The organism is Sphingobacterium sp. UBA7249 (genome assembly GCF_002472835.1).
Lineage (GTDB): Bacteria > Bacteroidota > Bacteroidia > Sphingobacteriales > Sphingobacteriaceae > Sphingobacterium > Sphingobacterium prati.
This window is the reverse complement of record NZ_DKST01000012.1, coordinates 168828-193795: the sequence shown is the minus strand read 5'-3', so window position 1 is coordinate 193795 and position 24968 is coordinate 168828. Positions and strand designations below refer to the sequence as shown.

Annotated in this window: 21 protein-coding genes; 3 read left to right on the top strand and 18 right to left on the bottom strand. The window is 39.7% G+C overall.

What is annotated here, in order from left to right:
- Position 1: 1 nt before the first annotated feature.
- The 11 genes from rplN to rplC form a co-directional block, all read right to left on the bottom strand.
- Positions 2-370, bottom strand: a complete 369-nt coding sequence (gene rplN / locus B4A24_RS08630; protein WP_104385212.1) for a 50S ribosomal protein L14 — start codon at positions 368-370, stop codon at positions 2-4.
- 1 nt (position 371) lies between these two features.
- A complete protein-coding gene (gene rpsQ / locus B4A24_RS08625; protein ID WP_153844936.1) occupies positions 372-626 on the bottom strand; it encodes a 30S ribosomal protein S17 in 255 nt (84 codons plus the stop codon).
- Between the two features lie 12 nt (positions 627-638).
- Positions 639-857, bottom strand: coding sequence for a 50S ribosomal protein L29 (gene rpmC, locus B4A24_RS08620; RefSeq protein ID WP_108636200.1), 219 nt, complete (start codon positions 855-857; stop codon positions 639-641).
- A 92-nt stretch (positions 858-949) separates the two neighbouring features.
- Positions 950-1372, bottom strand: coding sequence for a 50S ribosomal protein L16 (rplP, locus tag B4A24_RS08615; RefSeq protein ID WP_046674870.1), 423 nt, complete (start codon positions 1370-1372; stop codon positions 950-952).
- A gap of 62 nt (positions 1373-1434) precedes the next feature.
- A complete protein-coding gene (gene rpsC / locus B4A24_RS08610) occupies positions 1435-2226 on the bottom strand; it encodes a 30S ribosomal protein S3 (RefSeq protein WP_293944340.1) in 792 nt (263 codons plus the stop codon).
- 11 nt (positions 2227-2237) lie between these two features.
- Complete coding sequence (gene rplV / locus B4A24_RS08605) at positions 2238-2672, bottom strand: 50S ribosomal protein L22 (protein ID WP_077438121.1); 435 nt, start codon at positions 2670-2672, stop codon at positions 2238-2240.
- A gap of 6 nt (positions 2673-2678) precedes the next feature.
- Positions 2679-2945 carry a 30S ribosomal protein S19 gene (gene rpsS / locus B4A24_RS08600; RefSeq protein WP_002997495.1) on the bottom strand — a complete coding sequence of 89 codons (267 nt, stop codon included), beginning with the start codon at positions 2943-2945 and terminating at the stop codon, positions 2679-2681.
- Positions 2945-3772: a 50S ribosomal protein L2 gene (gene rplB, locus B4A24_RS08595; protein ID WP_172392283.1), complete on the bottom strand. Its 828-nt coding sequence runs from the start codon at positions 3770-3772 to the stop codon at positions 2945-2947. Before rplB ends, rpsS begins: the two co-directional genes overlap by 1 nt.
- A 6-nt stretch (positions 3773-3778) precedes the next feature.
- Positions 3779-4069, bottom strand: coding sequence for a 50S ribosomal protein L23 (gene rplW / locus B4A24_RS08590; RefSeq protein ID WP_120261737.1), 291 nt, complete (start codon positions 4067-4069; stop codon positions 3779-3781).
- 1 nt (position 4070) lies between these two features.
- On the bottom strand, positions 4071-4700 hold the full coding sequence (gene rplD / locus B4A24_RS08585; protein WP_120261738.1) for a 50S ribosomal protein L4: 630 nt from the start codon (positions 4698-4700) through the stop codon (positions 4071-4073).
- A 5-nt stretch (positions 4701-4705) separates the two neighbouring features.
- Complete coding sequence (gene rplC / locus B4A24_RS08580) at positions 4706-5323, bottom strand: 50S ribosomal protein L3 (protein ID WP_104385215.1); 618 nt, start codon at positions 5321-5323, stop codon at positions 4706-4708.
- Between the two features lie 341 nt (positions 5324-5664).
- Between rplC and B4A24_RS08575 the strand changes: the two genes are divergently transcribed.
- Positions 5665-6135 carry a DinB family protein gene (locus B4A24_RS08575; RefSeq protein ID WP_293944336.1) on the top strand — a complete coding sequence of 157 codons (471 nt, stop codon included), beginning with the start codon at positions 5665-5667 and terminating at the stop codon, positions 6133-6135.
- A 215-nt stretch (positions 6136-6350) separates the two neighbouring features.
- On the opposite strand, the gene B4A24_RS08570 is transcribed toward B4A24_RS08575, so the two are convergent.
- The 5 genes from B4A24_RS08570 to B4A24_RS08550 form a co-directional block, all read right to left on the bottom strand.
- The gene (locus B4A24_RS08570; protein ID WP_293944334.1) at positions 6351-7304 is read right to left on the bottom strand and encodes a helix-turn-helix transcriptional regulator; all 954 of its coding nucleotides are present in this window, start codon (positions 7302-7304) and stop codon (positions 6351-6353) included.
- Between the two features lie 139 nt (positions 7305-7443).
- Complete coding sequence (locus tag B4A24_RS08565) at positions 7444-8718, bottom strand: glycoside hydrolase family 88 protein (protein ID WP_293944332.1); 1275 nt, start codon at positions 8716-8718, stop codon at positions 7444-7446.
- A gap of 154 nt (positions 8719-8872) precedes the next feature.
- On the bottom strand, positions 8873-10141 hold the full coding sequence (locus tag B4A24_RS08560; protein ID WP_293944330.1) for a DUF2264 domain-containing protein: 1269 nt from the start codon (positions 10139-10141) through the stop codon (positions 8873-8875).
- A gap of 171 nt (positions 10142-10312) precedes the next feature.
- Positions 10313-12157, bottom strand: coding sequence for a RagB/SusD family nutrient uptake outer membrane protein (locus B4A24_RS08555; RefSeq protein WP_293944328.1), 1845 nt, complete (start codon positions 12155-12157; stop codon positions 10313-10315).
- An 11-nt stretch (positions 12158-12168) separates the two neighbouring features.
- Positions 12169-15441, bottom strand: coding sequence for a SusC/RagA family TonB-linked outer membrane protein (locus B4A24_RS08550; RefSeq protein WP_293944326.1), 3273 nt, complete (start codon positions 15439-15441; stop codon positions 12169-12171).
- A gap of 141 nt (positions 15442-15582) precedes the next feature.
- Here B4A24_RS08550 and B4A24_RS08545 point away from each other — a divergent pair, with 141 nt between their 5' ends.
- On the top strand, positions 15583-19461 hold the full coding sequence (locus tag B4A24_RS08545; protein ID WP_293944324.1) for a hybrid sensor histidine kinase/response regulator transcription factor: 3879 nt from the start codon (positions 15583-15585) through the stop codon (positions 19459-19461).
- A gap of 83 nt (positions 19462-19544) precedes the next feature.
- On the opposite strand, the gene B4A24_RS08540 is transcribed toward B4A24_RS08545, so the two are convergent.
- On the bottom strand, positions 19545-20771 hold the full coding sequence (locus tag B4A24_RS08540) for a glycoside hydrolase family 88 protein (RefSeq protein ID WP_293944322.1): 1227 nt from the start codon (positions 20769-20771) through the stop codon (positions 19545-19547).
- 67 nt (positions 20772-20838) lie between these two features.
- Positions 20839-22986 carry a glycosyl hydrolase family 95 catalytic domain-containing protein gene (locus B4A24_RS08535; RefSeq protein ID WP_293944320.1) on the bottom strand — a complete coding sequence of 716 codons (2148 nt, stop codon included), beginning with the start codon at positions 22984-22986 and terminating at the stop codon, positions 20839-20841.
- Between the two features lie 532 nt (positions 22987-23518).
- On the opposite strand from B4A24_RS08535, the gene B4A24_RS08530 reads away from it, so the two are divergent.
- Positions 23519-24787, top strand: coding sequence for a Gfo/Idh/MocA family oxidoreductase (locus tag B4A24_RS08530; RefSeq protein ID WP_293944318.1), 1269 nt, complete (start codon positions 23519-23521; stop codon positions 24785-24787).
- Positions 24788-24968: the final 181 nt, after the last annotated feature.

The window sequence follows — 24968 nt, the reverse complement described above, 5'->3', positions numbered from 1 at the left end:
ATTATAAAACCTCCGGTGCTAGTGATACAATTTTCATGAACTGTTTCTCACGCAATTCTCTGGCAACAGGGCCAAAGATACGTGAGCCACGTGGCTCATCATTATTATTTAATAATACAGCGGCGTTGTCATCAAAACGGATATAAGAACCATCTTTACGACGGATTTCTTTTTTCGTTCTAACTACTACTGCTTTAGAAACGGAACCTTTTTTCACGTTTCCTGAAGGCATAGCGCTTTTCACCGATACAACAATCTTATCTCCGATTGATGCATAACGCTTACGCGTACCGCCCAATACACGGATTACTAAAACTTCTTTAGCACCGCTATTGTCAGCTACATTAAGTCTTGATTCTTGTTGTACCATGTTATTTAGCTCTTTCTATAATTTCAACTAATCTCCAGTTTTTTGTTTTACTCAGCGGACGAGTTTCCATGATTAATACCGTATCGCCGATACCGCAGGTATTAGTTTCGTCATGAGCTTTAAATTTAGTAGTTTTTTTAACGAACTTACCATAGATAGGGTGTTTAACTTTACGTTCAACAGTTACCACGATAGACTTGTCCATTTTGTTGCTAACTACTAAGCCGATTCTTGTTTTTCTTAAATTTCTTTCCATTTCGACTTAATTTTATGCCTCAGAGGCTGTTTCATTTTTAGCTGCAGCTTTGCGTGCACTGATCTCCGTACTAATACGAGCGATAGCTCTGCGTGCTGCTTTGATCACGTTAGGGTTCTCAATAGCTGAAACAGCATGTGCAAATTTCAATTTTGTAAGGGCCGTTTTCTCCTCGACTAGACGAGCTGCAAGGTCCTCATTAGATAATTCTAAAATTTCTGAATTTTTCATGTTTTTTCAGTTGTTATTTGGGTTATCATCCGTTTATATATAGCGTTAGGGGTAACGGCCCTAACGCTTAAATGATGACATTACCAAGATTTTTATGCTTCAACGTAGTCTCTACGAATCACAAACTTAGTTTGAACCGGAAGTTTTTGAGCTGCAAGGCGTAAAGCTTCTTTGGCAATTTCCAAAGGCACACCTTCTGCTTCAAATAACATACGGCCTGGGCGTACTACTGCTACCCAGTATTCTGGAGCACCCTTACCTTTACCCATACGTACCTCTGCAGGTTTTTTCGTAACAGGTTTGTCAGGGAAAATACGAATCCAAACTTGACCTTCACGTTTCATATAACGTGTAACCGCAATACGAGCTGCCTCGATTTGACGACTAGTGATCCATGCTTGCTCCATTGTTTTGATACCGAAAGAACCGAAAGCTAACTCCGCTCCACGAGAAGCGTTACCTTTCATGCGGCCTTTCTGCATCTTTCTGAACTTCGTTCTTTTTGGCTGTAACATGTTCGTATACTTTTTAAATCTGCTTCCTCAGCAGGTTTTTGTTGTAATCTAAATAAACTCTATTAATCTTTTTTCGGACCACGGTTATTTCCACCACGGTTGCTTCCACCACGACTGTTTCCACCGCGACCACCTTTGTTACGGTTGTCACGACGTTCGCCACCACCTTCGTGATTGCCACGTGATTTTACACCAGATGCTTGACCAATGTTTGGAGATAAGTCACGTTTACCGTAAACCTCACCTTTACAGATCCAAACTTTGATACCAATTTTACCGTATGTAGTCAATGCTTCAGCTAAAGCGTAGTCGATATCAGCACGCAATGTGTGTAAAGGAGTTCTTCCTTCTTTGTATTGTTCAGTACGCGCCATTTCAGCACCACCTAAACGACCAGAACACATGATTTTGATACCTTCTGCACCCATACGCATTGTAGAAGCGATTGAAGTTTTCATTGCACGACGGAATGAAATACGCGCCTCTAATTGCTTAGCGACACCTTCAGCTACTAACTTAGCATCTAACTCAGGGCGTTTGATCTCGAAAATGTTGATTTGAACATCCTTTTTAGTCAGTTTTTTCAACTCTTCTTTGATCTTGTCAACCTCTTGACCACCTTTTCCGATAACGATACCTGGACGAGCAGTGTGAATTGTAACAGTGATACGTTTTAAAGTTCTTTCGATAACAACTTTAGCTACACCACCTTTTGCAATACGAACAGAAAGATATTTTCTGATTTTTTCGTCTTCAACTAATTTATCGGAATAGTTTTTACCTCCGAACCAGTTAGAATCCCAACCTTTGATGATTCCTAATCTGCTACCTATTGGATTTGCTTTTTGTCCCATTTCTCAATAAATTAGTTTTGTTCAACGTTTAATTTGCTATCAACTACCAACGTAACGTGATTTGAACGTTTACGAACTCTGTATCCGCGACCTTGAGGAGCTGGGCGCAATCTTTTCAATTGACGACCTCCACCTACTGATACTTCTTTTACAATAAGTTCGCTTTCTTCCACTGATTTACCTTCGTTTTTGGCTTCCCAGTTTTTGATTGCAGATAATAATAATTTTTCTACACGAGCAGCAGCTTCTTTACTAGAGTGTTTCAAAATGTATAATGCATTTTCAACACGCTGGCCACGAATTAAGTCTACCACTAAACGCATCTTACGAGGCGAAGTAGGGCAGTTCAATAATTTGGCATCCGAAGCTCCACCTTGTTGAGCTTTCTCTTGCTCTTTGCGCTGTCTAATTAAGACAGACTTTTTAAGTTTTTTTGTTGCTTCCATTACCTATTATTTTTTCTTTTCTGCGTGGCCTCTGAATGTACGCGTAGGCGCGAATTCACCAAGCTTGTGACCTACCATATTTTCTGTTACATAAACAGGGATAAATTTATTCCCGTTGTGCACTGCGAAGGTATGGCCAACAAAATCAGGTGAAATCATTGATCTACGAGACCATGTTTTGATAACTGACTTTTTGTTAGTTTCATTCATAGAAAGAACTTTTCTTTCTAGGTTGTGATCGATATAAGGACCTTTTTTAATTGAACGAGCCATTATTTTTTCCTTCTCTCAATGATGTAACGATTCGATGTTTTCTTCTTGTAACGTGTTTTGAAGCCTTTAGCTAATACACCTGTACGTGAGCGTGGGTGACCTCCTGAAGTACGGCCTTCACCACCACCCATTGGGTGATCTACTGGGTTCATTGCAACACCACGAACTCTTGGACGGCGACCTAACCAACGTTTGCGACCTGCTTTACCTAACACTTGGTTAGATCTTTCATGGTTCGATACTGAACCAATTGTAGCAACACAAGTCAATAAGATCATACGTGTTTCGCCTGAAGGCAATTTGATGATGGCATATTTACCATCACGAGCAGACAATTGAGCATAAGTACCAGCCGAACGAGCAATTGAACCACCTTGACCAGGATTTAATTCAATGTTGTGGATGATAGAACCCAATGGAATGTTTGCTAATGGTAATGTATTACCAACTTCTGGGGCAACTTTATCACCTGCTACTACAGTTTGACCAACTTTTAAACCAGCTGGAGCAATAATATAGCGTTTTTCACCATCTACGTAGTGCAACAAAGCAATACGAGCAGTACGGTTTGGATCGTACTCAATAGTAGCTACTTTTGCAGGGATATCTTTTTTATCGCGTTTGAAATCAATTAATCGGTATACTTTTTTATGTCCCCCACCGAGATAACGCATAGTCATTTTACCGGAGTTATTACGACCACCTGATTTCTTGTTGATTTTTACTACTAACGATTTTTCAGGAACGTTTGTAGTAACATCAGAATAATCTGCGCCTATTCTGAAACGAGTACCAGGGGTTACCGGTTTGAATCTTTTAACTGCCATCTTAAATTATATAGTACTGTAAAAGTCAATAGTTTCGCCATCTTTAATAGTAATGATAGCTTTTTTATACTTAGGAGCTCTACCAGATACGAAACCTGCTTTTGTGTAACGGCTTTTTGCTTTACCTGCTACAACTGCAGTGTTTACAGCAAGAACTGTAACACCGAACATAGCTTCAACAGCTGATTTAATCTGGATTTTGTTTGCTCTGTGATCTACTTTGAAAGCATAACGGTTTAATTTTTCCGTTAACAAAGAAGCTTTCTCAGTCAAGATAGGTTTTTTGATAATTTCCATATTACTTAGCTAATGCTTCCTCCAAAGTTTTAACAGAATCTGTCGTTAACAATAATTTTGTTGCATTTAATACATCATATGTATTTAAATCAGAAGCAACAATAACTTTTGCTTTTTTCAAGTTTCTGCTTGATAAATAAACATTTTTATCATATGCTGGCAAAACCAATAACGTTTTTTCGTCAGCAATGTTCAACGCGTTTACTAAAGCTACATAGTTTTTTGTTTTGCAAGAATCAAATTGAACTGCATCCAAAATAACTACATTGTTATCTTGAGCTTTGTAAGACAACGCTGATTTACGTGCTACTTGTTTCAATTTTTTGTTCAATTTGAACGAGTAATCACGAGGTTGAGGACCGAACACACGACCACCACCATTAAACAATGGAGATTTGATAGAACCCGCACGAGCACCACCAGTACCTTTTTGTTTGTGTAATTTACGAGTTGAACCCGCGATTTCATTACGTTGTTTAGATTTGTGAGTTCCTTGGCGTTGGTTCGCTAAGTATTGTTTCACGTCCAAATAGATCGCATGATCGTTAGGCTCTAACCCAAATACCGACTCAGGAAGTTGCACCTTGGCACCTGTTTCTTTACCTGATAAATTTAAAACTTTAACTTCCATCTCTACTATTTGTCTACGATTACATAAGAACCTTTAGCTCCTGGAATGGAACCACTAACAACGATAAGGTTTTGCTCAGCGTAAACTTTCAACACCTGTAAGTTTTGAACTTTAACTCTGTCACCACCTGTACGACCAGCCATGCGCATACCTTTAAATACGCGTGAAGGCCATGATGAAGCACCTAATGAACCTGGAGCACGTAATCTGTTGTGCTGACCGTGAGTCGCACCACCTACACCACCAAATCCATGACGTTTCATTACACCTTGGAAACCTTTACCTTTTGAAGTACCGACTACATCTACGAATTCGCCTTCCTCGAAAAGTGTAACGTCAACTACGTCACCAAGTTGTTTTGCATCTGGGAAAGTTTTAAACTCTACCAACTTACGCTTAGGCGTTGTGTTTGCTTTCGCAAAGTGCCCTTTCAAAGGAGCTGTCGTGTTTTTCTCCTTAGCTTCGTCGAAACCAAGTTGAATTGCCGAGTAGCCATCCTTTTCTTCCGTACGTATCTGCGTAACCACGCACGGCCCGGCCTGAATCACTGTACAAGGAATATTTTTCCCATCAGCGTTAAACAGGCTCGTCATTCCTACTTTTTTTCCAATAATACCTGACATGTTGTAAATTAATTAATTAAAAGTCCTTCGAAGCAGTAGGGCTTCGCTCAAGACACACTATTCCCATTAAGGGACTGCAAAGTTACAAACATTTTTATAACTGTCAAATAATTAGTGAATTATTTTTTTTATTTTCTACTTTATTCTATCTCCAGTTTTTATTCATCCAATCACACGGCTCCCTTTCCCGATCACGACAGCCCTCCCCAAAAAAATAAAAAACAATATTTCTATTTTCCTGCTGCCATACTGCTGTCATTGGTTCACCTAATTTTGAGATGTCTTAACAACGTAAGATGTTTAAAATAGACTAAAATTTTAATACTTTAAATACGACAATCATGAAAACAGAAATCATTTCTAAGAACGAACTACTTGCACATTGGTTAGGCCACAGAAACTTAACAAGACAAGCAATCGAAAAATTTCCAGAGGAAGCGCTTTTCAATTATAAAGTAGAAGGCATGCGGACATTTGCAGAAATGACCCAAGAGCTTTTGGGTATTGCTGTCCCGGGGTTACAGGAAATTGTCAATAATAAAAATGGCGAACTTAACGAGAAGTTCAACTATACGACCAAAGCTCAACTGTTACAAGCTTGGGATGAGGCTACTCCACAGATCAGTGCATTATTCGACAAGATTCCAACAGAACGTTTCTCCGAGGAATTTAACCTGTTCGGACAATACAACTCGCCAATCATCCAAAGTATATTTTATTTCATCGATAATGAGATCCACCACCGTGGTCAAGGATTTGTTTATTTACGTTTGTTGGGTATCCAACCACCATTTTTCTGGGAGCGGGATTAACTTATTAGATGAGAGATATTAGATTTGAAATGGGAGATTCTAGTATTACTAGTCGAAGACGCTCTATATAATATTGGAGACCTGCCACATTATTATCACTGACATCTTAAAATCTATATCATATATAGATACTTGTTCGGGTTCAATTCAGATACCGGACAAGTATTCTTTTTAGTAATCTCTCGACGGGGAACCCCAAGCCCCCTAACCTCAGATTACACCTGTTCGAGCGCAGCCGAAAGCAATTGCTTCACCGTTTCTTTTAGCGATTCCGGCTCGATAATCTCCCCTTTATCGGCAAACATCAAGTACCAGCGTGCGAATCCACCCTCCACGTTAATGCTTTCAAAATGCATTTCTACATAATTATCTGTCACCACCTCTTTCTGAAACCCGAAATAGTGACGATCCCATTCCATATACCGCGCCATTTCCCTATCTACCCGGATCACCACTTTCGTGGTTGGCATTTCATGGCGCTTGTTTAGAAAATAAGAAAGCTCGGGATGTTCCTTTCCAAAATTGTCAGGAAGCATTCGGATATTACTGATCCGATCCAGACGAAATTGTCTATAGTCCTTCCTGAGTTTACAAAAAGCAAGTATATACCAGAACTTACTCTCTACAAAAATACCAACTGCTTCGATCTCGCGTTTTTCTGGCACTTTATCCGAAGGCTTGGAATAATAGATCTCCACGCATTTTTTTGCAGCTATACTCTCAATAAGCGTATTGGTTCCGTGCGTCAATTTTTCATTAAACTGATGGCGGCCGCCTCGAACGAGAAAATTGTCCCCCAACAAAGCAACATGTTCCTTTTCGTTCCCTCTCAAAATAGCCTTCATCTTGAGCATAGCTGTCGTAAAATGGTGGGCGAGATTCTTGTCTGTATACTTCTCAACCAATTTTTCTGCTGCAACAAAACTCAATGCCTCTTCCCGGCTAAATTGCAGGGGCGGCATTTTATATCCTTCGACCAGTGAATAGCCATTTCCTGCTTCACCATAAATGGGAATTCCAGCTTGCATCAGAGATCGGATATCACGATAGATCGTCCGTAGGCTTACTTCATATTTTTCCGCCAACGCAGCAGCAGTTACCACAGGCTTCGCCTGCAGATGCATATAAATAGCGAGTATACGATCAAATCTTTTCTGAATGTCGGTCATAAGGATAAAGGTACAAGTTATTCCATATTTTTAAGCAAAATCATAAGGACTAATCAACTACATAACAAAGCAAAAAATCACGATCCAACACTTCGAATCGTGATTTATTTTGTTTAAAAAGCCTCAGGAGACATCATTATTATTGTTTGATCACTTTTTCTCCATTGAGCATTCGATCATATCGGATCAATGCTTCAACATAATAGTAATCCGCATAAGTCAATGGTACATCGACTTCGGTTTTATGTGGAATAGAACCGACACTATGTTTCAAAATATAACCACCCGCTTCCTTATACTCTGCTTTATATGGTTTTGACGAGAGTGACCGCAACATATGCTCTGCCTTCGAAATATACAGTTGGCTTTCACTACCACGAGTATACTGTGCCAATTCTAATAGTGCTGAAGCAGTAACCGAAGCGGTAGAAACATCACGTAGATCCTTTTGGCCATAGTACTTACTATCTGGAGTAAGCTTATTTTGATCCATATCCCAATATGGAATTAAATCTTCCGGTAGATTGGGATGATTCAAATAAAATTGGGCGATATGACGTGCTTGTTCTAGATATTTCCTGTCACCAGTCTCCCTGTACATCATTGTATAACCATAAAGTCCCCAAGACTGTCCCCTGGCCCATGCGGACTCGTCAAAAGCACCTTGCGCGGTTTTTCTCGATATAATGCTTCCATCTTTCGGGTTGTAATCCACGACATGGTAGGAACTATAATCTTTTCGATAATGATTGATCATCGTCGTATTGGCATGCTGCACGGCAATATTCTGATATCGCTTATCGCCCGTCATCTTAGAAACCTCCGTCAAAAACTCCAAATTCATCATATTATCGATAATCACAGGATAGTTCCAAGGCTGACCATCCCAGTTTTTGCCCCCGTCCCATGAACGAATAGTCTTCGGAGCCTCATGGAAACGTGTTGCCAATGAAGCTGCACCTGTACTTAAAACTTCCTTGTAGGCCACTGAATCTCCGGTCAATCGCAAGGCATTACCAAAACTGCAATACAACATAAACCCTAAATCATGGGTTCCTTTGTTATTCTTTTCTTTTTCAAGATGTTTTAATTTACGTTTTGCTTCGACCAATAACTTTTCATCCTTGCTATATTCGTATAGATATAACACTGTACCGGGATAAAATCCCGAACACCACCAGGTCGAACCCCAATTCACATATTTGCCATCCTTATAAGTCGTCGGCATATCTGATTCACTGATCGATTCAGCAAGATAGCTAATTTGTTTACGAGCATCCTCCAAATTGGAATGAACGAATTCTTTGTCAAGCTCTAACTTAACCGACCCTAAACTTTTCTGACTGGAACAGGAAATTCCTTGTATTCCCAGCCCAACCAGTAAAGCACCTGTAATATAGTATTGTATCTTCATTTTTTAGTATTGCGTATTTAGATGCACATAATGCAAACCTTCGGCTTATTTAAGTACATTTTTTTTCCAGTATTTAGATTAAGAAGAAGGGGTTCAGTGCTCTATTTAACGAACCTGCAACCTGCCATAGCCAACCCTTAATCTTTGCTCTTTTTTAATAGCTAACATAGTAATCCTTGGGAAACTGCTCTGCGTCCCAACATTTTTGCGATGTCCATTTCTGCGGAGCGCATGTCCAGAACTCGTCCGTAGCAGGTAATCCCAGCGGAAGGAATGACAGCGATGCCACATACATCGAACCCGCATTTGTATAGTAATCTGCTAGATTCGTTTGTTTGTCCCCTACCACGCCCATGCGAAGCCATCCTGAAGGGGCAAAAGTTTTATCAATATAGATATGCCTGAGTACCGCTGTTAACGCAGCCCTAACCTGACCTTTTGAGATATCTTCTGGCAATTTATCTTCTAAAGCTACTGCTGCCAACGGCTGGAAAGCTGCATTCTTATAGGTAGACGAACGCCCCACAACCACATAATGTCCCTCTGGGGATATCATCCGCTCTAGATGATGCGCATAGCGCTGCATGCGTTTATAAGCCCGTTCATACATTTCTTTATATTTCCCACCAGCTGAGATATTATGGCGCAGCGATTCGACTTGCATGCAATGGATCACATAGCCATTGTAATGATCAAAACTAAATCGAGCCCCATCACTATACCAGCCGTCACCGACATACCATTCCTGGTCAAATTTATTGACCGCATAATCTATTTTTTCACGTGCACACTCTTCTCCTATACTATACAGAAATGTCTCGGTCATTGCTGCAAAAAGCAACCAGTTACTTTCATTGGGTTTGATCTTGCGCAATAGCTTAAATTCTTCTACAACGCGTTTTTTGGTTACCTCTTCCAATGGTTCCCACAACGCTTTTGGTGCTCTCAGGAAAGCGAGAGCAAGATGTGCTGCATCTACGAGAGTTTGTGACGAAGGTCCCCGCCAGGTAAAATAATCCGGAGATTTCGGATCGACACCATATTGTATCCCGAGTAATGCCTGATCGCATAATTTTTTACGCAATTTACCTTCCGCTGTCGCATCATTCGGTAATGCTAGCCAAGGAGCCATACCAGCCAATAATCGGCCAAAAGCTTCCAAATACCCGACCCCAGGATCTCTACTATCAAAAGTTGGGCTCACCTCCATTGGCATATTTTTACGCCATTGCTGCTTACTGATATTGCTCAATATAGGCGCGGCCATCTTGTGTAGGATAGATACCCAATAGGCACGATCATTATCACTATAGTATCGGTTTGCAGAAGTACTATCTTTAGCTTTTGCTTCCACAGTCAAGGATGTTGCAAATGCACCCAGACCAGCTCCACCTAGCAGTTTTAATAAGACTCTTCTTTTCATCAAAAACGGTTTATTAGGTAGCTCTACTTAAACACTAAGTATTACACCAAACATTAAAAATCTTTATTTTAATATAAAAAAACAAACCAAAATGGATCAATCACTCTAGCAAACGATTGCACGAGCGATTGATAACAACTTCTTTACGTAACATAAATGGATCTGACTGATCTACCAACCCGTATTTTGGGTTAAGCTTGTATTTCGTTGTCTTTCCAGTTCAGGAATAGGCCAGGTATAAAGTTGATCCCCCAAGTAGGTGTATTTGTCTACGATTGCACCCCATGGTTGTTTATTTCCGGCATTACCGCCAAAGACTTGGTCCTTCCATGATTTCCATCTCAGCTCATCAAAATAAATAACACCTTCGCCAAAAAACTCTCGTCTGCGTTCATTACGAATTCGACTGGTTAAATCAGCTTTATCACTAACAGTAGTCGCAGCAGAACTATTTAGCAGTCCCACTTTAGCTCGGGCACGGACTTCGTTTACTTTATCAATTGCAGGTCCAGTCAGTCCCTTTTCATTTAGAGCTTCAGCCCACAACAACAATACATCTGCGTAACGTATTACCGGATAATCTATGTCACCTGCAACCCTGCTTGGAATAGGAGGCTTACCTCCTTCATATACAAATTTGCGTGGCAAGTAAAAATACTGGCTTTCAATATCTGTTCTTAAATCAAAAACATTGTTCAACTGTTCGATATGAGGCCATCGAGAAGTGAAAGTTTGATCGGAAGTGCCGTTCATTCCCACAAAAGTCGAGTAAGGTAAAATAACATTCGCACTTAAACGTGGATCTCGATTTTCAAAAGCTTTCTTTAAACGAGCCTCATTTCCATTTTGCAGATAAAGTCCAAAATCGAGCCCACGTTTGGGATCGACCAAATCCGTGTATTTAGCAGGTTTGTTATTGGCCTGAGCTACTTGCTGTACGTTATCGCGTATGAAATAAATTTCTCTTTTTGCTGGAGCCATAGCGTTATAGCCCGGGATAATATCATCCCAATTGAATTTACTACCATCTTTATTTTCATACAAATCAACAAAATCGGGGCTAACCAAATAACTATCCCAATTGGATCCAAACGCAGAACGGCTACCAAAGTAGAACTGCATGGTCGATCCATAATTATCCAGTGCAATGTTCTGAATAGAGAAAATCATTTCGTCAGATTTTTCATTCACAGCAGTAAATAGCGTTTTATAGTCAGGAAACAGTTGATGCCCCGCATCTTTAACGGCCTGAAAATCTGCTATCGCTTTATCCCAATCCTGCAAATACATATACACTTTACCGCGCAAAGCATAGGCCGCAGACTTTGTGATACGGCCGAACTCCTTACTTCCAGCCGGAAATTTTGTAGGTAAGTTAGTTTCGCCAATGCAATCACTAAGGTCCTTTATAATAAAATCCCAAACTTCCTTTTCTGTATTTCTAGGTTTAGTTGCCTCATTATAATTTATTGGCGCATCATATAGGGGTACTCCTTTATACAATTGATTTAATCTGTAATAATAAAATGCCCTCAAAAATTTCACTTCGGCCAATAACCGTGCTTTCTTTTCCGGTGTGGAAGGTGAAATGTTACTTATCCCATAAATCGCATCATTAGCGCGATGTACACTTTCATATAGTTCCTTCCAAACGTCCACAAAAATCCCTGAAGAAGTATTGGCGGTTGCATTTAGCAACGGATCGCCGCCCCTTGGCATTAGTGTATTAGACAGACGGTCATATTGATAAAGCTCGCGATTGTTTGTTCCTCCTGTAGCATATCCAAAACGTAAAGCCTGATACACGCCATTTACACCAAGATCAGTGTAATTATCGGTTGTCCACATTTTATCCTCAGGAACTTGCGTATTTGAGGTAATATCCAATAAATCCTTTTTGCATGATCCCATTGTACCTAAGACAATAGCCAACATGGAAATATGTCCTAAGCATTTATTATATTGTTTGTAATGCATATATAATCTACGCACACCTATCGTTAATATTTTCTTCATTTGTCTTAGTATTAAAATCCAAAATTCAAACCAAATGCATACTGTTTCATCGTCGGATACTTAGCACCCGCTCCGATTTCTGGGTCAGCTCCCGGGAATTTTGTAAACATCAATAAATTCTCTCCAGAGAAATATACGCGTAGATTGCGCACATGCAAACGTTCTGTAAGCTTATTATTGAAGGTATAACCGATCTGCAAGTTTCTCAATTTAATGAAGTCTGCATCGTAGAGGTAATAATTATTTGCTACGTTATTGATGGTTTCGCCATTATATTTTAAGCGAGCATAAGATCCAGTGATATTTGTGCGAGAATCACTAGGATTAGCAGGATCATAGAAATAATGGTCATCTGCTACCCGTTTTGAAATGCCATTTCCATCACGCACAATATTGTTGCTGTACCCCTCATCATTCCAATAATATTGTAATTTCCCTTCCCCTGACCACAGCATTTGCAGATCAAATCCCTTATAGGAAAAGCCCAAATTAAAACCATAAATATACTTCGGAATATCAGAAGTTCCTGTGAAATCAAGATCATTCTCATTTCCATAGATCTTATCTCCATTTAAATCTGCGTAAAGAAAATCACCATAATAAAGCTGTTCTTTGCCAAGCGTATTTACCGGAGAAAAACTGTACCCTGCAGTTTTCATATCCTCCGCCCATTTATAATCTGCTTCTGTTCGGATCATACCATCTCGCGGCCCCCCATTTGGATTGACTGATCCGTCACTAGAATAGTAACTGCCATCCCCCCTATATCGTTCTCTTACATAAAACTCTTTATATAGATGACCTTCCAGGTTGCGTTGGTTAGTTCCGACAGCATTTGATACTTGTCCAATATTGGTACTGTAGGTATTCGTACCGTTTAAGTCATTCCAACCTCTTAAGAGCTGACCTTTGAGTTTAGTCACTCTACTTTTGTTGTAGGCAAAATTACCGCCGATATTGTAGCTAACTTCACCAATTTTATCCTTCCAGGTCAGATTAAGTTCAATACCGCTATTACGCATTGCAGCAGAATTGACAATTGGGGCTGAAGTGTTACCAGTTGTGAGTGGCAATTGTTCAGGAACCAATATTCCAGAGGTGAGTTTGTTATAGTAATTTACCTCGACGTAAGCCTTACTCTTGAAAGTAGAAAATTCCAACCCGACCTCTTTATTTTCGCTTTCTTCCCAAGCTAATAGCCTATTCCCGAATTTGCTCCGTTCTAAACCACTAACTTGTGCCCCGCCATAAGAGTACCCCACGTTTCCATAAAAAGCAAGTGCAGGAAAATAATTCTCACTATTTGGATCCCCATTATTTCGATCATTTCCTAATTTACCCCAAGACCCACGTAATTTAACATTTTGAACATAAGGTTCTAGACCTTTCATAAACGACTCTTTGGAAAGCAACCAACCCAAACCTACAGACGGGAAATAGCCAACTTGCTTATCCTTTCCAAATTTTGACGATGCATCTCGGCGTAGATTGAATTCAACAAGGTATTTCCCATCAAAATCATAGTTCACCCGCCCAAAAAAGGAACGCATACTGGTTTCATATTCGTTACCATCAATGCTGTTCATCTCATTTGCTGTACTAATATTGGAAATCGTCGGATCAATAACTCCCCTTTTTGATGCTGAGAATATGTACCATTTTGTTTGGAATTCATTATGCCCTAATAATGCCCCAATATTGTGCTTTCCTATTGTTGTTTCATAACGGAGTACATTATCAAATGTTAACGTACGAAGATTTTCATAGCTTTGGGAGAGTGTCAAATTTGCCGCTACGCCAGCAGGAAAGACAATTGCACCAGTTGCAAAATTATATTTATCTACAGGAATACTGCTACCTGTCTGCTCTCTAAAGCGGGTCAAATAGTTAAATTTAGTCTCAAACGTTAATCCTTTGATAATTTTTACATTAGCAAAAATTGTGGAATTAAAATTCGATACTTTGTCCATCCCCTGAGGCTCGTATAGATACTGCATCAAATTGTTCAACTGAACAGACTCTTCTGCTGCTACAGCGCCGCCAAATTTTCCATCATACATCGGATAAACTCCAGGTGTCGATTGCCGTAAGAAATTATACAAGTTGTCCACATTTGCCTTTTTTCTATCTTCTGTTGAGGCAAAAGTGTTTGTTCCAATCGTTAATCGGTCTCCAATTTTGGTACTTAGGTTCGTCCTCAATTCATACTTCTTGGCACCCGTATTTTTCATAATACCTGGATTATCCAAGATCCGTCCTGAAATCATATAATTAGTAGACTCTGATCCACCTGTTGCTGAAATATTATGACTTTGAAGCCAGCTCGAGTTATAAATCCAATCTGTCCAATCAGTATTTGGGTAAGCTACATTATTTGGTAAACCGGAAGGTGCTAAAACACCATTTGGATCTGCATTTGCTTTTCGCCATTGCTCGATGCTAGATTCAGCATATTTTGCCGGTTTTCCCAAGTTAAATGTTCCCTCATTCATTAACTCCATGTGGCGCACGTAGTCTGATACAAACTCAGGTGTTCCCATAGGTTTAGTCTTCGATAGAATTCCTGAATAAGCCAATTGTGTCTTTTGATTCGCTTTACCCTTTTTCGTTGTGATCAATATAACTCCATTGGCAGCACGCGTACCATAGATTGAGGCAGATGAAGCATCTTTCAATACTGAGATTGTTTCTATATCATTAGGATTTACGGCATCCATTGTCCCCACTATTCCATCAATCACAACCAATGCTTCCGCATTATTCATCGTACCGATACCACGTACACGAATAGTTGCACCGTCCGAACCCGGACGTCCTGTACTTTGTTTCACCTGTACACCTGCAGCAGCACCGCTTAATGCTGTAGAAACATTTGTTACGGGTCTATTTTCAATTTGCTTTGCATCAATTGTACTTACAGATCCCAAAAGTTTTTCTTTTTTCTGCTTTCCATACCCCACAACAACAACTTCATCAATAACCGAACTCGTACCATCCATAGTTACATTAACGACATTTCGTCCGTTGAGGGCTATCTCTTGGTTTTGATATCCAACATAGGAGATTACTAGTGTTGCGTTGGGACTGACGGACAAGGAATAGGTTCCCGATCCATTTGTGGAGGTTGAGAGTGTTCCTCCCTTCTCTCGAATTGTAACACCTGATAATGGTGCTCCCTGACTGTCTTTGATTTGTCCTGTAACACTTACTTTCTGTTGGGCGTTAGCGACACCAACAGCAAATAATGTCATAGCGGACAATCCAATTGCGTAAAACTTAACCATACTTTAGGAAATTGGTTTTATAAATTAAAAATTGGTTGCTTAACAGTATCAAAATTGAGCAAGCGTAACTATTTAATAGGGTGATTTTTATAAATATTAAGGGGTAAAATCTTAAATTTGAACTGTAACCGCTATTTATCTATGAATTTCCTCGTAAAGCAGATCCAACACATGGTCATTATTGTATGGCTATTTTGCCCACTTATGTCCTGTTTGGCTCAGAACTTCAATTTTGAGACATTAACACAGGACAATGTATTAGATAAGCAGGCAGTTTTAACTATCGCTCAGGATAAAAAAGGGAAACTTTGGTTTGGAGGAGGGGACAATCTGTTTGTTTACGACTCACAAACTATTGTAAACCTTCGTGTTCAGGATAGCATATTCAACAAATTAGATTATATTAATAAGATTTGTATAAACGACAAAGATGATCTTTTCATTGCTACCGCAACTCAAGTATTTATTTTCAACATAGACAAACGAAAGGCTGTATTAAAAAGAGGAAAGCCTTTTATCGAAAAACTCGTTGTCTCGGATATACAAATTCTCTCCGGTCATATTTTTCTATGTACAAACAGAGGCTTATACGTAGCTGTTCCAGCTTCAGGCTCCTATGATTTTAAATTAATTTTAGATCGCCCTCATACGCAGGCTATCGTTCAAACAGGACTAGATTCGTATACGATAGCTAGCTCCGACGGTATCGAATCATTTACCTATAAAAACAAACGAATATCTCAAACCCATAACCTGGGATTTCCCCTATTACCACCAAAGGAACGAATCTTTAGTACAATGCATTTTAAAGACAACACACTTTGGGTAGGGACAAAATTACATGGGCTATTTCTGTTCAATTTTTCCAGTGGAAACTGGCGAAATCTAAGCGAAGAAAATAGTAATCTCTTGAGCAATAATGTTCGCAAAATCATTAGAAATGCAAATGGGGAACTATTAATTGGAACGTTGAAAGGTCTTTCCATTTTCAACGGGTCCCCTGTTTTCACGAATTACAAACATAATACGTCCATCAAAAACTCCCTCAGTCAGAACTCAATTTATGATATCTTTATGGATAACCAAAAAGTGATTTGGCTAGGAACATATTTTGGGGGTATCAACGCAGTTTATCCTGATTTGATCCCTATCCAAACCTATTCTACACGTTCTTTATTAAATCGACGATTGAACAGCGATATTATTGGTAGTTTTGCCGTTTCCAAAAATGCTTATTGGATTGGGACTGAAGAGGAAGGGATCAATAAAATTGATAAAATTACAGGGAATACAAGTCCGCAGCCCAAATTTACCCGATCAAACCTTATAAAAGATCTCTATATTCGGGATGAAAAATTATACGCCGCACAATATGGTGGTGGCTACTCCGTCATTGACTTAAAATCAGGCAACACCAAAAATTTCTTCCTCGAAAAGGACCTCTTAAATCTGAAAAACAATATTTACAGTATTTATGTAGATCCAGCACAACGAATCTATTTAGGTACAAATAAGGGACTTTACATTGCGGAACAGGAAAAACCACCACATTTTGATTCCTCGCTCGCAGCAAACACAATAGATGAGATACAGGCAGATGATAAACAGCAGATTTATTTACTCCAATCAGGAAAGCTATTTCGGAAAAAGAATTTTAGTGCTACTATCCACCCCATAAAGCAAGTAAGCTCACTTTACATAAATGGCTTTTACGTAGCCCCAAATGGCAATGTTTGGATTACTTCAAAAGGAGATTTATATCACTTCGATCTTAAAGATCGTTTGACCCTTACAGTGGGTTTCCCTAATAATACCCTAGGCTGGCCTATCATGATCGATGGGCATTTCTGGATTAGCAGCAAAAATGGACTGATTTTCTTTAATCCAACAACAAAATACACAACAACACTCAATCAATATGATGGCCTGCCTGTCAAAAATATGCAAGGGGCCAAGGTTTATAAAAACGAAGCCGGTATGCTATTTGTCACGACACTGAACGGACTGGTTTCCATCGATACCCGAAAAATTACCTTCAACCAGGCAAAACCCAATGTCCTGTTCCGGAATATATTTCTTGAGGACAGCCCCTTAAATTACGGACGTCTCCAAAAAGACGAGAAATCCAACAGCTATCAGCTGCAATTACGCCATGACGAAAACTTCATCACAGTTAATTTTTCAAGTTCCAATTTTATTAAACCACTGAAAAACAGGTATCGTTATAAACTCGAGGGCTTTGATAAAGATTGGATAGAAACCAGCACACCCAGCGTCAGGTATACAAATATCCCAGAGGGACAGCACACCTTAACCATATACGCAAGCAATAATGATGGAATCTGGAGCGATACTCCCCTTCAGATACACTTAGATATCAAGCCCCCTCTCTGGAGGACCTGGTGGGCCTATCTATTATATGCAGGGCTATTTGCGCTCGGAGTACACTTTATTATTAAGTTTGTCGTCGAACGGCAGATGCTGATCAATTCCGAACGCGACCATGAAAAGAAAATAAAATTTTTCACACAAATTTCTCATGAGATCCGAACACCGCTGACCTTGATAACAGCACCTTTAGATGAAATTATTTCCGAAACAGCAAACTTATCGTCTACCCAATCTAAAATAAAACGTATTAAAAAGAATGCCACTAAATTACTAGGTGTTGTTAACGAACTACTTGATTTTAAAAAATTTGATGACAAACATTTCGTATTGAAACCAAATTACATCCCTTTCAGGGAATATATAGAAGATACCTTTTACCTACTCAACGATCTCGCGCAGAATAAACACATTAACTACTATATTCGGCAACTGGATAGCGTTGGACTCCAGTTCATCGATACGGTACAATTTGATAAAGTGATGTTCAATCTTTTGTCAAATGCGATTAAATATACCCCAGAAAACGGTACCGTTTACCTAGAACTTATTGATAACAAAGACAATACCATCATTAACATCGTTGATAATGGAATCGGAATTGCTACAGAGAATCAATTCAAGATTTTTGAAGAATATTATCGGGAGGAACAAGCAAATGATACCATAGGCACCGGAATCGGATTGGCATTAACCAAACAGATTGTCCAACAGCATCAAGGCGAAGTAAACTGTTCCACAACACAAAATGAAAAAGGGAAATGGACCGTATTCAGCGTGCATTTACCTAAATCAGACAGCAAAGCAATCTCCCTGGAAGAGCCCTTCCCAAGCACGACTGAAGATCCAACCCCTGTAACGCCTTTCGTGCTCGATAACTCCTTGCGGCAGACTCTCCTTATTGTCGAAGACAATAGGGAACTATTGGATACCATTGTCCGCCTGTTTCAGGAGAGCTACACCATCATCACAGCCGTCAATGGCGAAGATGCACTATCAAAGGCACAAGCATATATACCTGATTTGATTTTATCAGATCTTATGATGCCTTATATGAATGGAGCACAATTATGTCAGGCCATAAAAACAACGATCGTAACCAGTCATATTCCAGTTATCTTACTGACAGCGGTGACAGATAGCAATTCTCAGACCCAAGCCTTGCAATACGGAGCAAACATCTACCTAACAAAACCTTTCGATAATAGACAGTTATTTCTATCTGTGCAAAACCTCCTGGCGATCAGTCACAAAAAGAGCCGTGAGTTTCATGTTAAAAAAACAGATTTCGACAATGAACTGGATGCTCAATTTATTGCGACATTGGATCAACTGATCGAAGCGAATATCCAATCAGCTGATTTTGACGTCAACTTTATTTCCCGCAATATGGGAATGAGTGCGCCGATTATTTATCGTAAGCTCCGGGCCATATCCAACTTGTCTATCAACAATTATGTCAAGATGTACCGACTTAATAAAGCCAAAACGTTGTTGAAGTCGTCAATGAATATCAGTGAGGTCGCCTATGCCGTTGGGTTTTCCGAAAGAAAATACTTCAGCAGGGAATTCAAGAAACAATTTGGACATAACCCGTCTGAAGAAATTTCACAACCAGAGCAAGACAGCTGAAACCTTATGTTAAACAGGGGCATTAAATAGAGAAGCCACATTTTAGGCTAAAAATGTGGCTTGATATTGTATGTGATGTCTATTTATTTTGCGATTTCCTTAATCATTGGCTCACCGGCCAACAATCGCTTATAACGCACTAGTGCTTCTACATAATAGTAGTCAGCATAAGTCAAAGGTACATCAATCTCCGAATTTAAAGGCAGTGCCCCCACACTGTGTTGAAGAATATAACCCCCATTTTGTCCGTAGGCAGCCAAATAAGGTGCTTGCGATAGATTTTTGATCATCGTTTCTGCTTTATCCAGATAATTTGCAGATTCCTGACCTTTTGTATATTGTGAAAGCTCCAATAACGCCGAGGCATACAGCGCTGCTGCCGATACATCTCTCAAATCTTTATTCGGATACATCTTATCAGAGGCAGCGATTTTATCCTTGTCAAAGTCCCAGTAAGGAATCAGGTCTGAGGGTAAGTTTGGATTGTCAAGGATATATTTCGCTATCTGTTGCGCTTGTTTTAAAAACTCCTTTTTCTTTGTTTCACGGTACATCATTGTGTAACCATATAAAGCCCAGCCTTGGCCACGCGACCATGCAGATTCATCAAAAGCACCCTGATGTGTTTTTTTAGATCGCACTTTACCAGTATTTTTATCATAGTCAATCACATGATACGAACTATAATCTTTTCGAAAATGATTTTTCAATGTCGTTTCAGCATGTGTGACAGCAATATCATAATATTTTTTATCGCCTGTAATTTTAGAAACCTGCGTTAAAAATTCCAGATTCATCATATTATCTATAATGACCGGATAATCCCACGATCCGTGATCCCAAGAACGAATTGCTTTTGTGTTCTGACTATAGCGCGATGCTAACGAATTTGCCCCTGTCGTCAAAACGGGTTTATATTGTTGGGTATTTCCAGTCAACCTTAACGCGTTCCCAAAACTACAGAACAACATAAAGCCCAGGTCATGTGTCCCCTTATTGTTCTTCTCCTTCTCCAGGTAGGTCAATTTATCTTCAGCGCTCTTTAATAGTTGCTGATCCTGGGTTCCTTCATACAGATAAAATAAAGTTCCGGGATAAAATCCCGAACACCACCAGCTCGACGATGAAAAAACTTCCTTGCCATGTTCAAATGTTTTTGGAAATTTATCCTTTGGCATTTCCTTATCCAAAACTTTTATCTGCTTGGCAGCGCCGTCAAGTTGCTGCTGAACAAATTCTTTCGACAGCTTCAATTTTGCTGTTTGCCCATAAACCACACTACTTGTTCCCAAAGCAGTCCATAAAATCATTAAAATTTGCTTTTTAAGTCTCATTATTTATTCCCTTTTTTACGTTATTGATTGAATGCTTTTTGCGCTAGTCGTTTTCACGGATAGCGACTGTAGAACCTTCTTTGAGTTCTAATATGATCAACCCATCCACTTGTCTCGTATACCGTCCTTTTCCATGTATTTTAACGGATGGGTTCGCCATATCAAGCTTGAGTTTTAATGATCCTCCATATTGACTTTTAACCTCAACAGCTACTGTGGCTCCATTTTGTCGTCGTGCGGAAATCAAATGGCCTCCGTCGGCCAAAAAATGACTGAACGAAACATCTTTCCATCTGCTTGGAACTGCCGGGAATACACGTAATATCCCATTCCAATATTGTAAACAGAGTTCTTGAATGCTTGCCATTGCAGCCAGCGGAGTTTCGATCACAGGCCCGCTTTCGGCATATAAGGTATTTGGTTTAATATATTTATTCAACAAAACATCCAATGAAGCTAAAGCAGAATCGCCGCGCCCCATCATCGCATACATGGAAGCAGCACCCGTAAATGAATAACCTTGGAGCCATTGCTTTTTGCTCTGCCAATGTGCGATGGACTTTTCGATCAATCCCCTATTCTCAGTCTGATCCCAATTCACGTCATAAAAGGGATAAATCATCATGAGGTGTGAATAATGACGATGTGATTCATCATATGGCACATCTTTGGCGATCATAAAACCATTACTATCCTGTGGATATTCAACCAAATGCAGTAGCACATCCTTCCATGTAGCATGGAGCGAATCCTTTCCTCCCCGTTCATTATCCAGTTCTAAAAGTGTTTTTAAACCCCACCTTAGGATGGACAGGTCGTAATTGGTATTATAAGCAAATCCTTTGGAATATTCAGGGGAATAGGTCTTTACAGTGATGTAATATTTTCCGGTTTGATCTTTTTCCAGTAAATGCAAATGATAGTTGACCGCTTCTTTCAAAAGTACAAAGAGACGATCGTACACCTCTTGCGACAGCGTTGCCCGATAATACTGATAGTAGCTATGCAGCAGCCATAACAGATTACCGAGTTCCTTCTCACCATCTGCCGCTCTTTCCAAGCTGACACCTTTCTGCAGAAGTACCGGGCTCCATAAATCAGCAGCCGAAGAACGACCTACAGCGATACTGTTGTAACGATAAGGCACCGGAACATTCGAGCGTAAGTTTCCCTTATTTCGATCAATCATTTGGATCAAAGAATGCGCAATATCCAAATGATTGGCTTTAAATGTCGGCGAATAGGCAAGTTGCATATTTAAATTAAGCCAGTAAGCAGGCCAGGGGGTTGGACTTGTCCATGGTCCTTGTAGATCCATGGCAGGCTTATCCGAGCGTGTAGCACTTGCCAGCTTATACAATTGCATATCGTAGAAAGATTGATAAACCCCATCGGGCAATTCGAGTGCAGATGCATTATAGTAGTTGGCCCACCATTGCCGATGCTCCGCCAAAGCCTTGGTTATTTTTCTTTCATCAAATTTTTGGAGATAGTCAAGTGTTTTTTTTGTAAAATCCTTTCCAGCCTGACTGTAGCCAACTGTAATCACATAGGTATCAATAGTTTTAGTTGAGCGCAGTAGGTAAGCAGTCGTATAACCGCCTCCTGCTGTCAACGGCTGCTCAAAGAAATTTATATTATCTTGTCGGCCCTTCACTCCTACTGGATTGGCAAGGTAAGTCTTCGGCTTTTGGGTATAGCTAAACTGCATGCGTGGACTAATCGCAGAATCAGCTACCCAGTTGAGCGTATATTTTCCTTTAAAGTCCTTTTTCAAGACCTCCAATAGAATGACGTCTACATTAGAAAGCGTCGTGGTCTTTACCTCGATCTGTCCTTGATCAGTCGAGAAGGTAGCCAAAGCATAAGCTTCCTTCAAATAAATATCACCTTTGGCTTGTGCTATTGAACTCTCAAGCTCCAGATTAAAATAACCTAATGACAGGCGGGCCTTCTCGAACAACTTGTCCTCCGAATTCGCACGATGGTCATATACATCCGTTCTGCCGATGTCAATACGCACTGACTTATTATCCAATAGGTAAGTCATAGTTCCCAATAAACCATTCCCCGTAAATACCCCTTCATATATGGTATTTCCAAGCGGAGCAACCTTAAATTGTCCAAATCCCTTATTATATAAGGAGATCGTATAAATAATAATCAATAATAGTATCCTTGGTCGCGTCATATCGGTTTTCCTCTATCGAAGGCCCCATAAAGATCTCGGATTCTCTAAGGATAATCAAGCTTGTTTTACGAAAACGATTGAGTGTTTTCGGTTTCATACAATCCTATCTCTATACGGACGAATTAACAGCAAAACGAACTGAACATCCAAGATAGGTATAAATATGGGGCAATAATAGTTCTTTCCCTTCAAAATCCTCATATGCTCCATAACTGTCCTCTCATAAAAAAGTAGATCGCGATACAGAAAAAGCCTCCGGTTTTCAACGATAACGCTGTACAGCATCCTTATGTAACAATTTTATATCACTGTGATGCGTGAGAACAATAAAATCGAATATTATATATGAAAGAAACGGATTTAGAATTGTTCTTTTATTATTTTTTCATAAAACCTGAGCAAACAATACGTAAAATTTTAGTTATCAGTTTATATTTATCAGTTTTTTATCTATTTTTAAGTTCAATATCCAATTGTGGTTATTTTTTAACAGCCTAAATGGATCAATTATAAAACAACTAATCCAACCAACATGAAAGAACAGAATTCATCAAGGCGTGATTTTATTAAAAAATCAGTGGTAGGTGCTGCGGCATTTTCTATTGTACCGCGCTTTGTACTTGGAGGCCAGGGCTATCTTGCCCCGAGTGATCATTTAACCAAAGGAGTAATTGGCGTCGGGAATATGGGCAGAGGTCACTTTGGTTATGCCGGAACAAAAACAGTTGCCATTTGTGACGTTGATACAAGGCATCTCGCGGCTGCACAAAGAGACTTGGGTGGTGGAATCAAAGAATACCATGATTTCAGAGAACTCATTAAATCTCCAGAAGTAGATATTGTTCATATCGCTACTCCACCGCATTGGCATGGCCTCATGTCTATTGAAGCTGCCAAAGCTGGAAAAGATATCTGGTGTGAAAAACCGATGACACGTACTATAGGCGAAGGTAAGAAAGTGAAAGAAGCTATTGCACAGCATGGAAATATGTTCCGTCTGAACACTTGGTTTCGCTTTAAAGATGATTTTTATGGAATGAATGTACCTGTTAGCAAAATTAAAAAACTAGTGGATACAGGCATGTTGGGTTGGCCATTGAAAGTGACGATAAGCAAGCATACAGGGTTTGACTGGAAATTCTATTGGGTAGGGAAAGAAAACCTTCCTGAGGAACAAGTTCCAGCTGAATTGGACTATGAATTTTGGTTGGGGCCAGCCCCCTATAAGCCATACAATAAACATCGTACGCACACTACTTTTAGAGGATATTGGGATTACGATGGCGGTGGATTGGGGGATATGGGACAACACTACATGGATCCCGTGCAATATTTCCTGGGTAAGGACAATGAAAGCCCAATAAGCGTTGATGTGGACGCACCACAGCAACATCCCGATGCGGTAGGTACTTGGAGACGTATTACCTTTACTTATGCGGATGGTTGTCAAATCATTTTAGATGGTGAAGCCAAAGATGAAAAAGCAGCATATATCGAAGGCCCTAAAGGTAAATTATACAAAGGATTTGCTTCTGATATTCCAGATTTGGAAAGAAAACTCGCACAATATCCTGAGCCGACACCACAAATCACCGATTTCTTGGAATCTGTCAGGACACGTGAAAAGTTTGCTCTAAATGAAATAAATGGACACCGTTCCTGCACTTTGGTGAATATGGGACTGGCAGCGCTGCGCCTCAACCGATCATTAAAATACGATTCTCAAAACGAGCAATTTATCGATGATGACGCAGCAAATCGTTTAATTCATCAGCCCATGAGAGGTCCTTGGTCCATCTAACAATTATAATCCGATGAAACATCATATACTTAAGAAAAACATCATAACAAAGATGGACAGAAACAAGTCATGGAGCTTCATACCGATAAAAGATAAATAATCTCAATGAAACCATCATGATTTATTCAATTACATAGGGAAATGAATAAATCTGATAGCTTCATCACAATTGAAACCGCCA

Coding starts and splice junctions, on each gene's coding strand:
- rplN (WP_104385212.1), bottom strand. CDS start 370: ATGGTACAACAAGAATCAAGACTTAATGTAGCTGACAATAGCGGTGCT.
- rpsQ (WP_153844936.1), bottom strand. CDS start 626: ATGGAAAGAAATTTAAGAAAAACAAGAATCGGCTTAGTAGTTAGCAAC.
- rpmC (WP_108636200.1), bottom strand. CDS start 857: ATGAAAAATTCAGAAATTTTAGAATTATCTAATGAGGACCTTGCAGCT.
- rplP (WP_046674870.1), bottom strand. CDS start 1,372: ATGTTACAGCCAAAAAGAACGAAGTTCAGAAAGATGCAGAAAGGCCGC.
- rpsC (WP_293944340.1), bottom strand. CDS start 2,226: ATGGGACAAAAAGCAAATCCAATAGGTAGCAGATTAGGAATCATCAAA.
- rplV (WP_077438121.1), bottom strand. CDS start 2,672: ATGGAAGCAACAAAAAAACTTAAAAAGTCTGTCTTAATTAGACAGCGC.
- rpsS (WP_002997495.1), bottom strand. CDS start 2,945: ATGGCTCGTTCAATTAAAAAAGGTCCTTATATCGATCACAACCTAGAA.
- rplB (WP_172392283.1), bottom strand. CDS start 3,772: ATGGCAGTTAAAAGATTCAAACCGGTAACCCCTGGTACTCGTTTCAGA.
- rplW (WP_120261737.1), bottom strand. CDS start 4,069: ATGGAAATTATCAAAAAACCTATCTTGACTGAGAAAGCTTCTTTGTTA.
- rplD (WP_120261738.1), bottom strand. CDS start 4,700: ATGGAAGTTAAAGTTTTAAATTTATCAGGTAAAGAAACAGGTGCCAAG.
- rplC (WP_104385215.1), bottom strand. CDS start 5,323: ATGTCAGGTATTATTGGAAAAAAAGTAGGAATGACGAGCCTGTTTAAC.
- B4A24_RS08575 (WP_293944336.1), top strand. CDS start 5,665: ATGAAAACAGAAATCATTTCTAAGAACGAACTACTTGCACATTGGTTA.
- B4A24_RS08570 (WP_293944334.1), bottom strand. CDS start 7,304: ATGACCGACATTCAGAAAAGATTTGATCGTATACTCGCTATTTATATG.
- B4A24_RS08565 (WP_293944332.1), bottom strand. CDS start 8,718: ATGAAGATACAATACTATATTACAGGTGCTTTACTGGTTGGGCTGGGA.
- B4A24_RS08560 (WP_293944330.1), bottom strand. CDS start 10,141: ATGAAAAGAAGAGTCTTATTAAAACTGCTAGGTGGAGCTGGTCTGGGT.
- B4A24_RS08555 (WP_293944328.1), bottom strand. CDS start 12,157: ATGAAGAAAATATTAACGATAGGTGTGCGTAGATTATATATGCATTAC.
- B4A24_RS08550 (WP_293944326.1), bottom strand. CDS start 15,441: ATGGTTAAGTTTTACGCAATTGGATTGTCCGCTATGACATTATTTGCT.
- B4A24_RS08545 (WP_293944324.1), top strand. CDS start 15,583: ATGAATTTCCTCGTAAAGCAGATCCAACACATGGTCATTATTGTATGG.
- B4A24_RS08540 (WP_293944322.1), bottom strand. CDS start 20,771: ATGATTTTATGGACTGCTTTGGGAACAAGTAGTGTGGTTTATGGGCAA.
- B4A24_RS08535 (WP_293944320.1), bottom strand. CDS start 22,986: ATGACGCGACCAAGGATACTATTATTGATTATTATTTATACGATCTCC.
- B4A24_RS08530 (WP_293944318.1), top strand. CDS start 23,519: ATGAAAGAACAGAATTCATCAAGGCGTGATTTTATTAAAAAATCAGTG.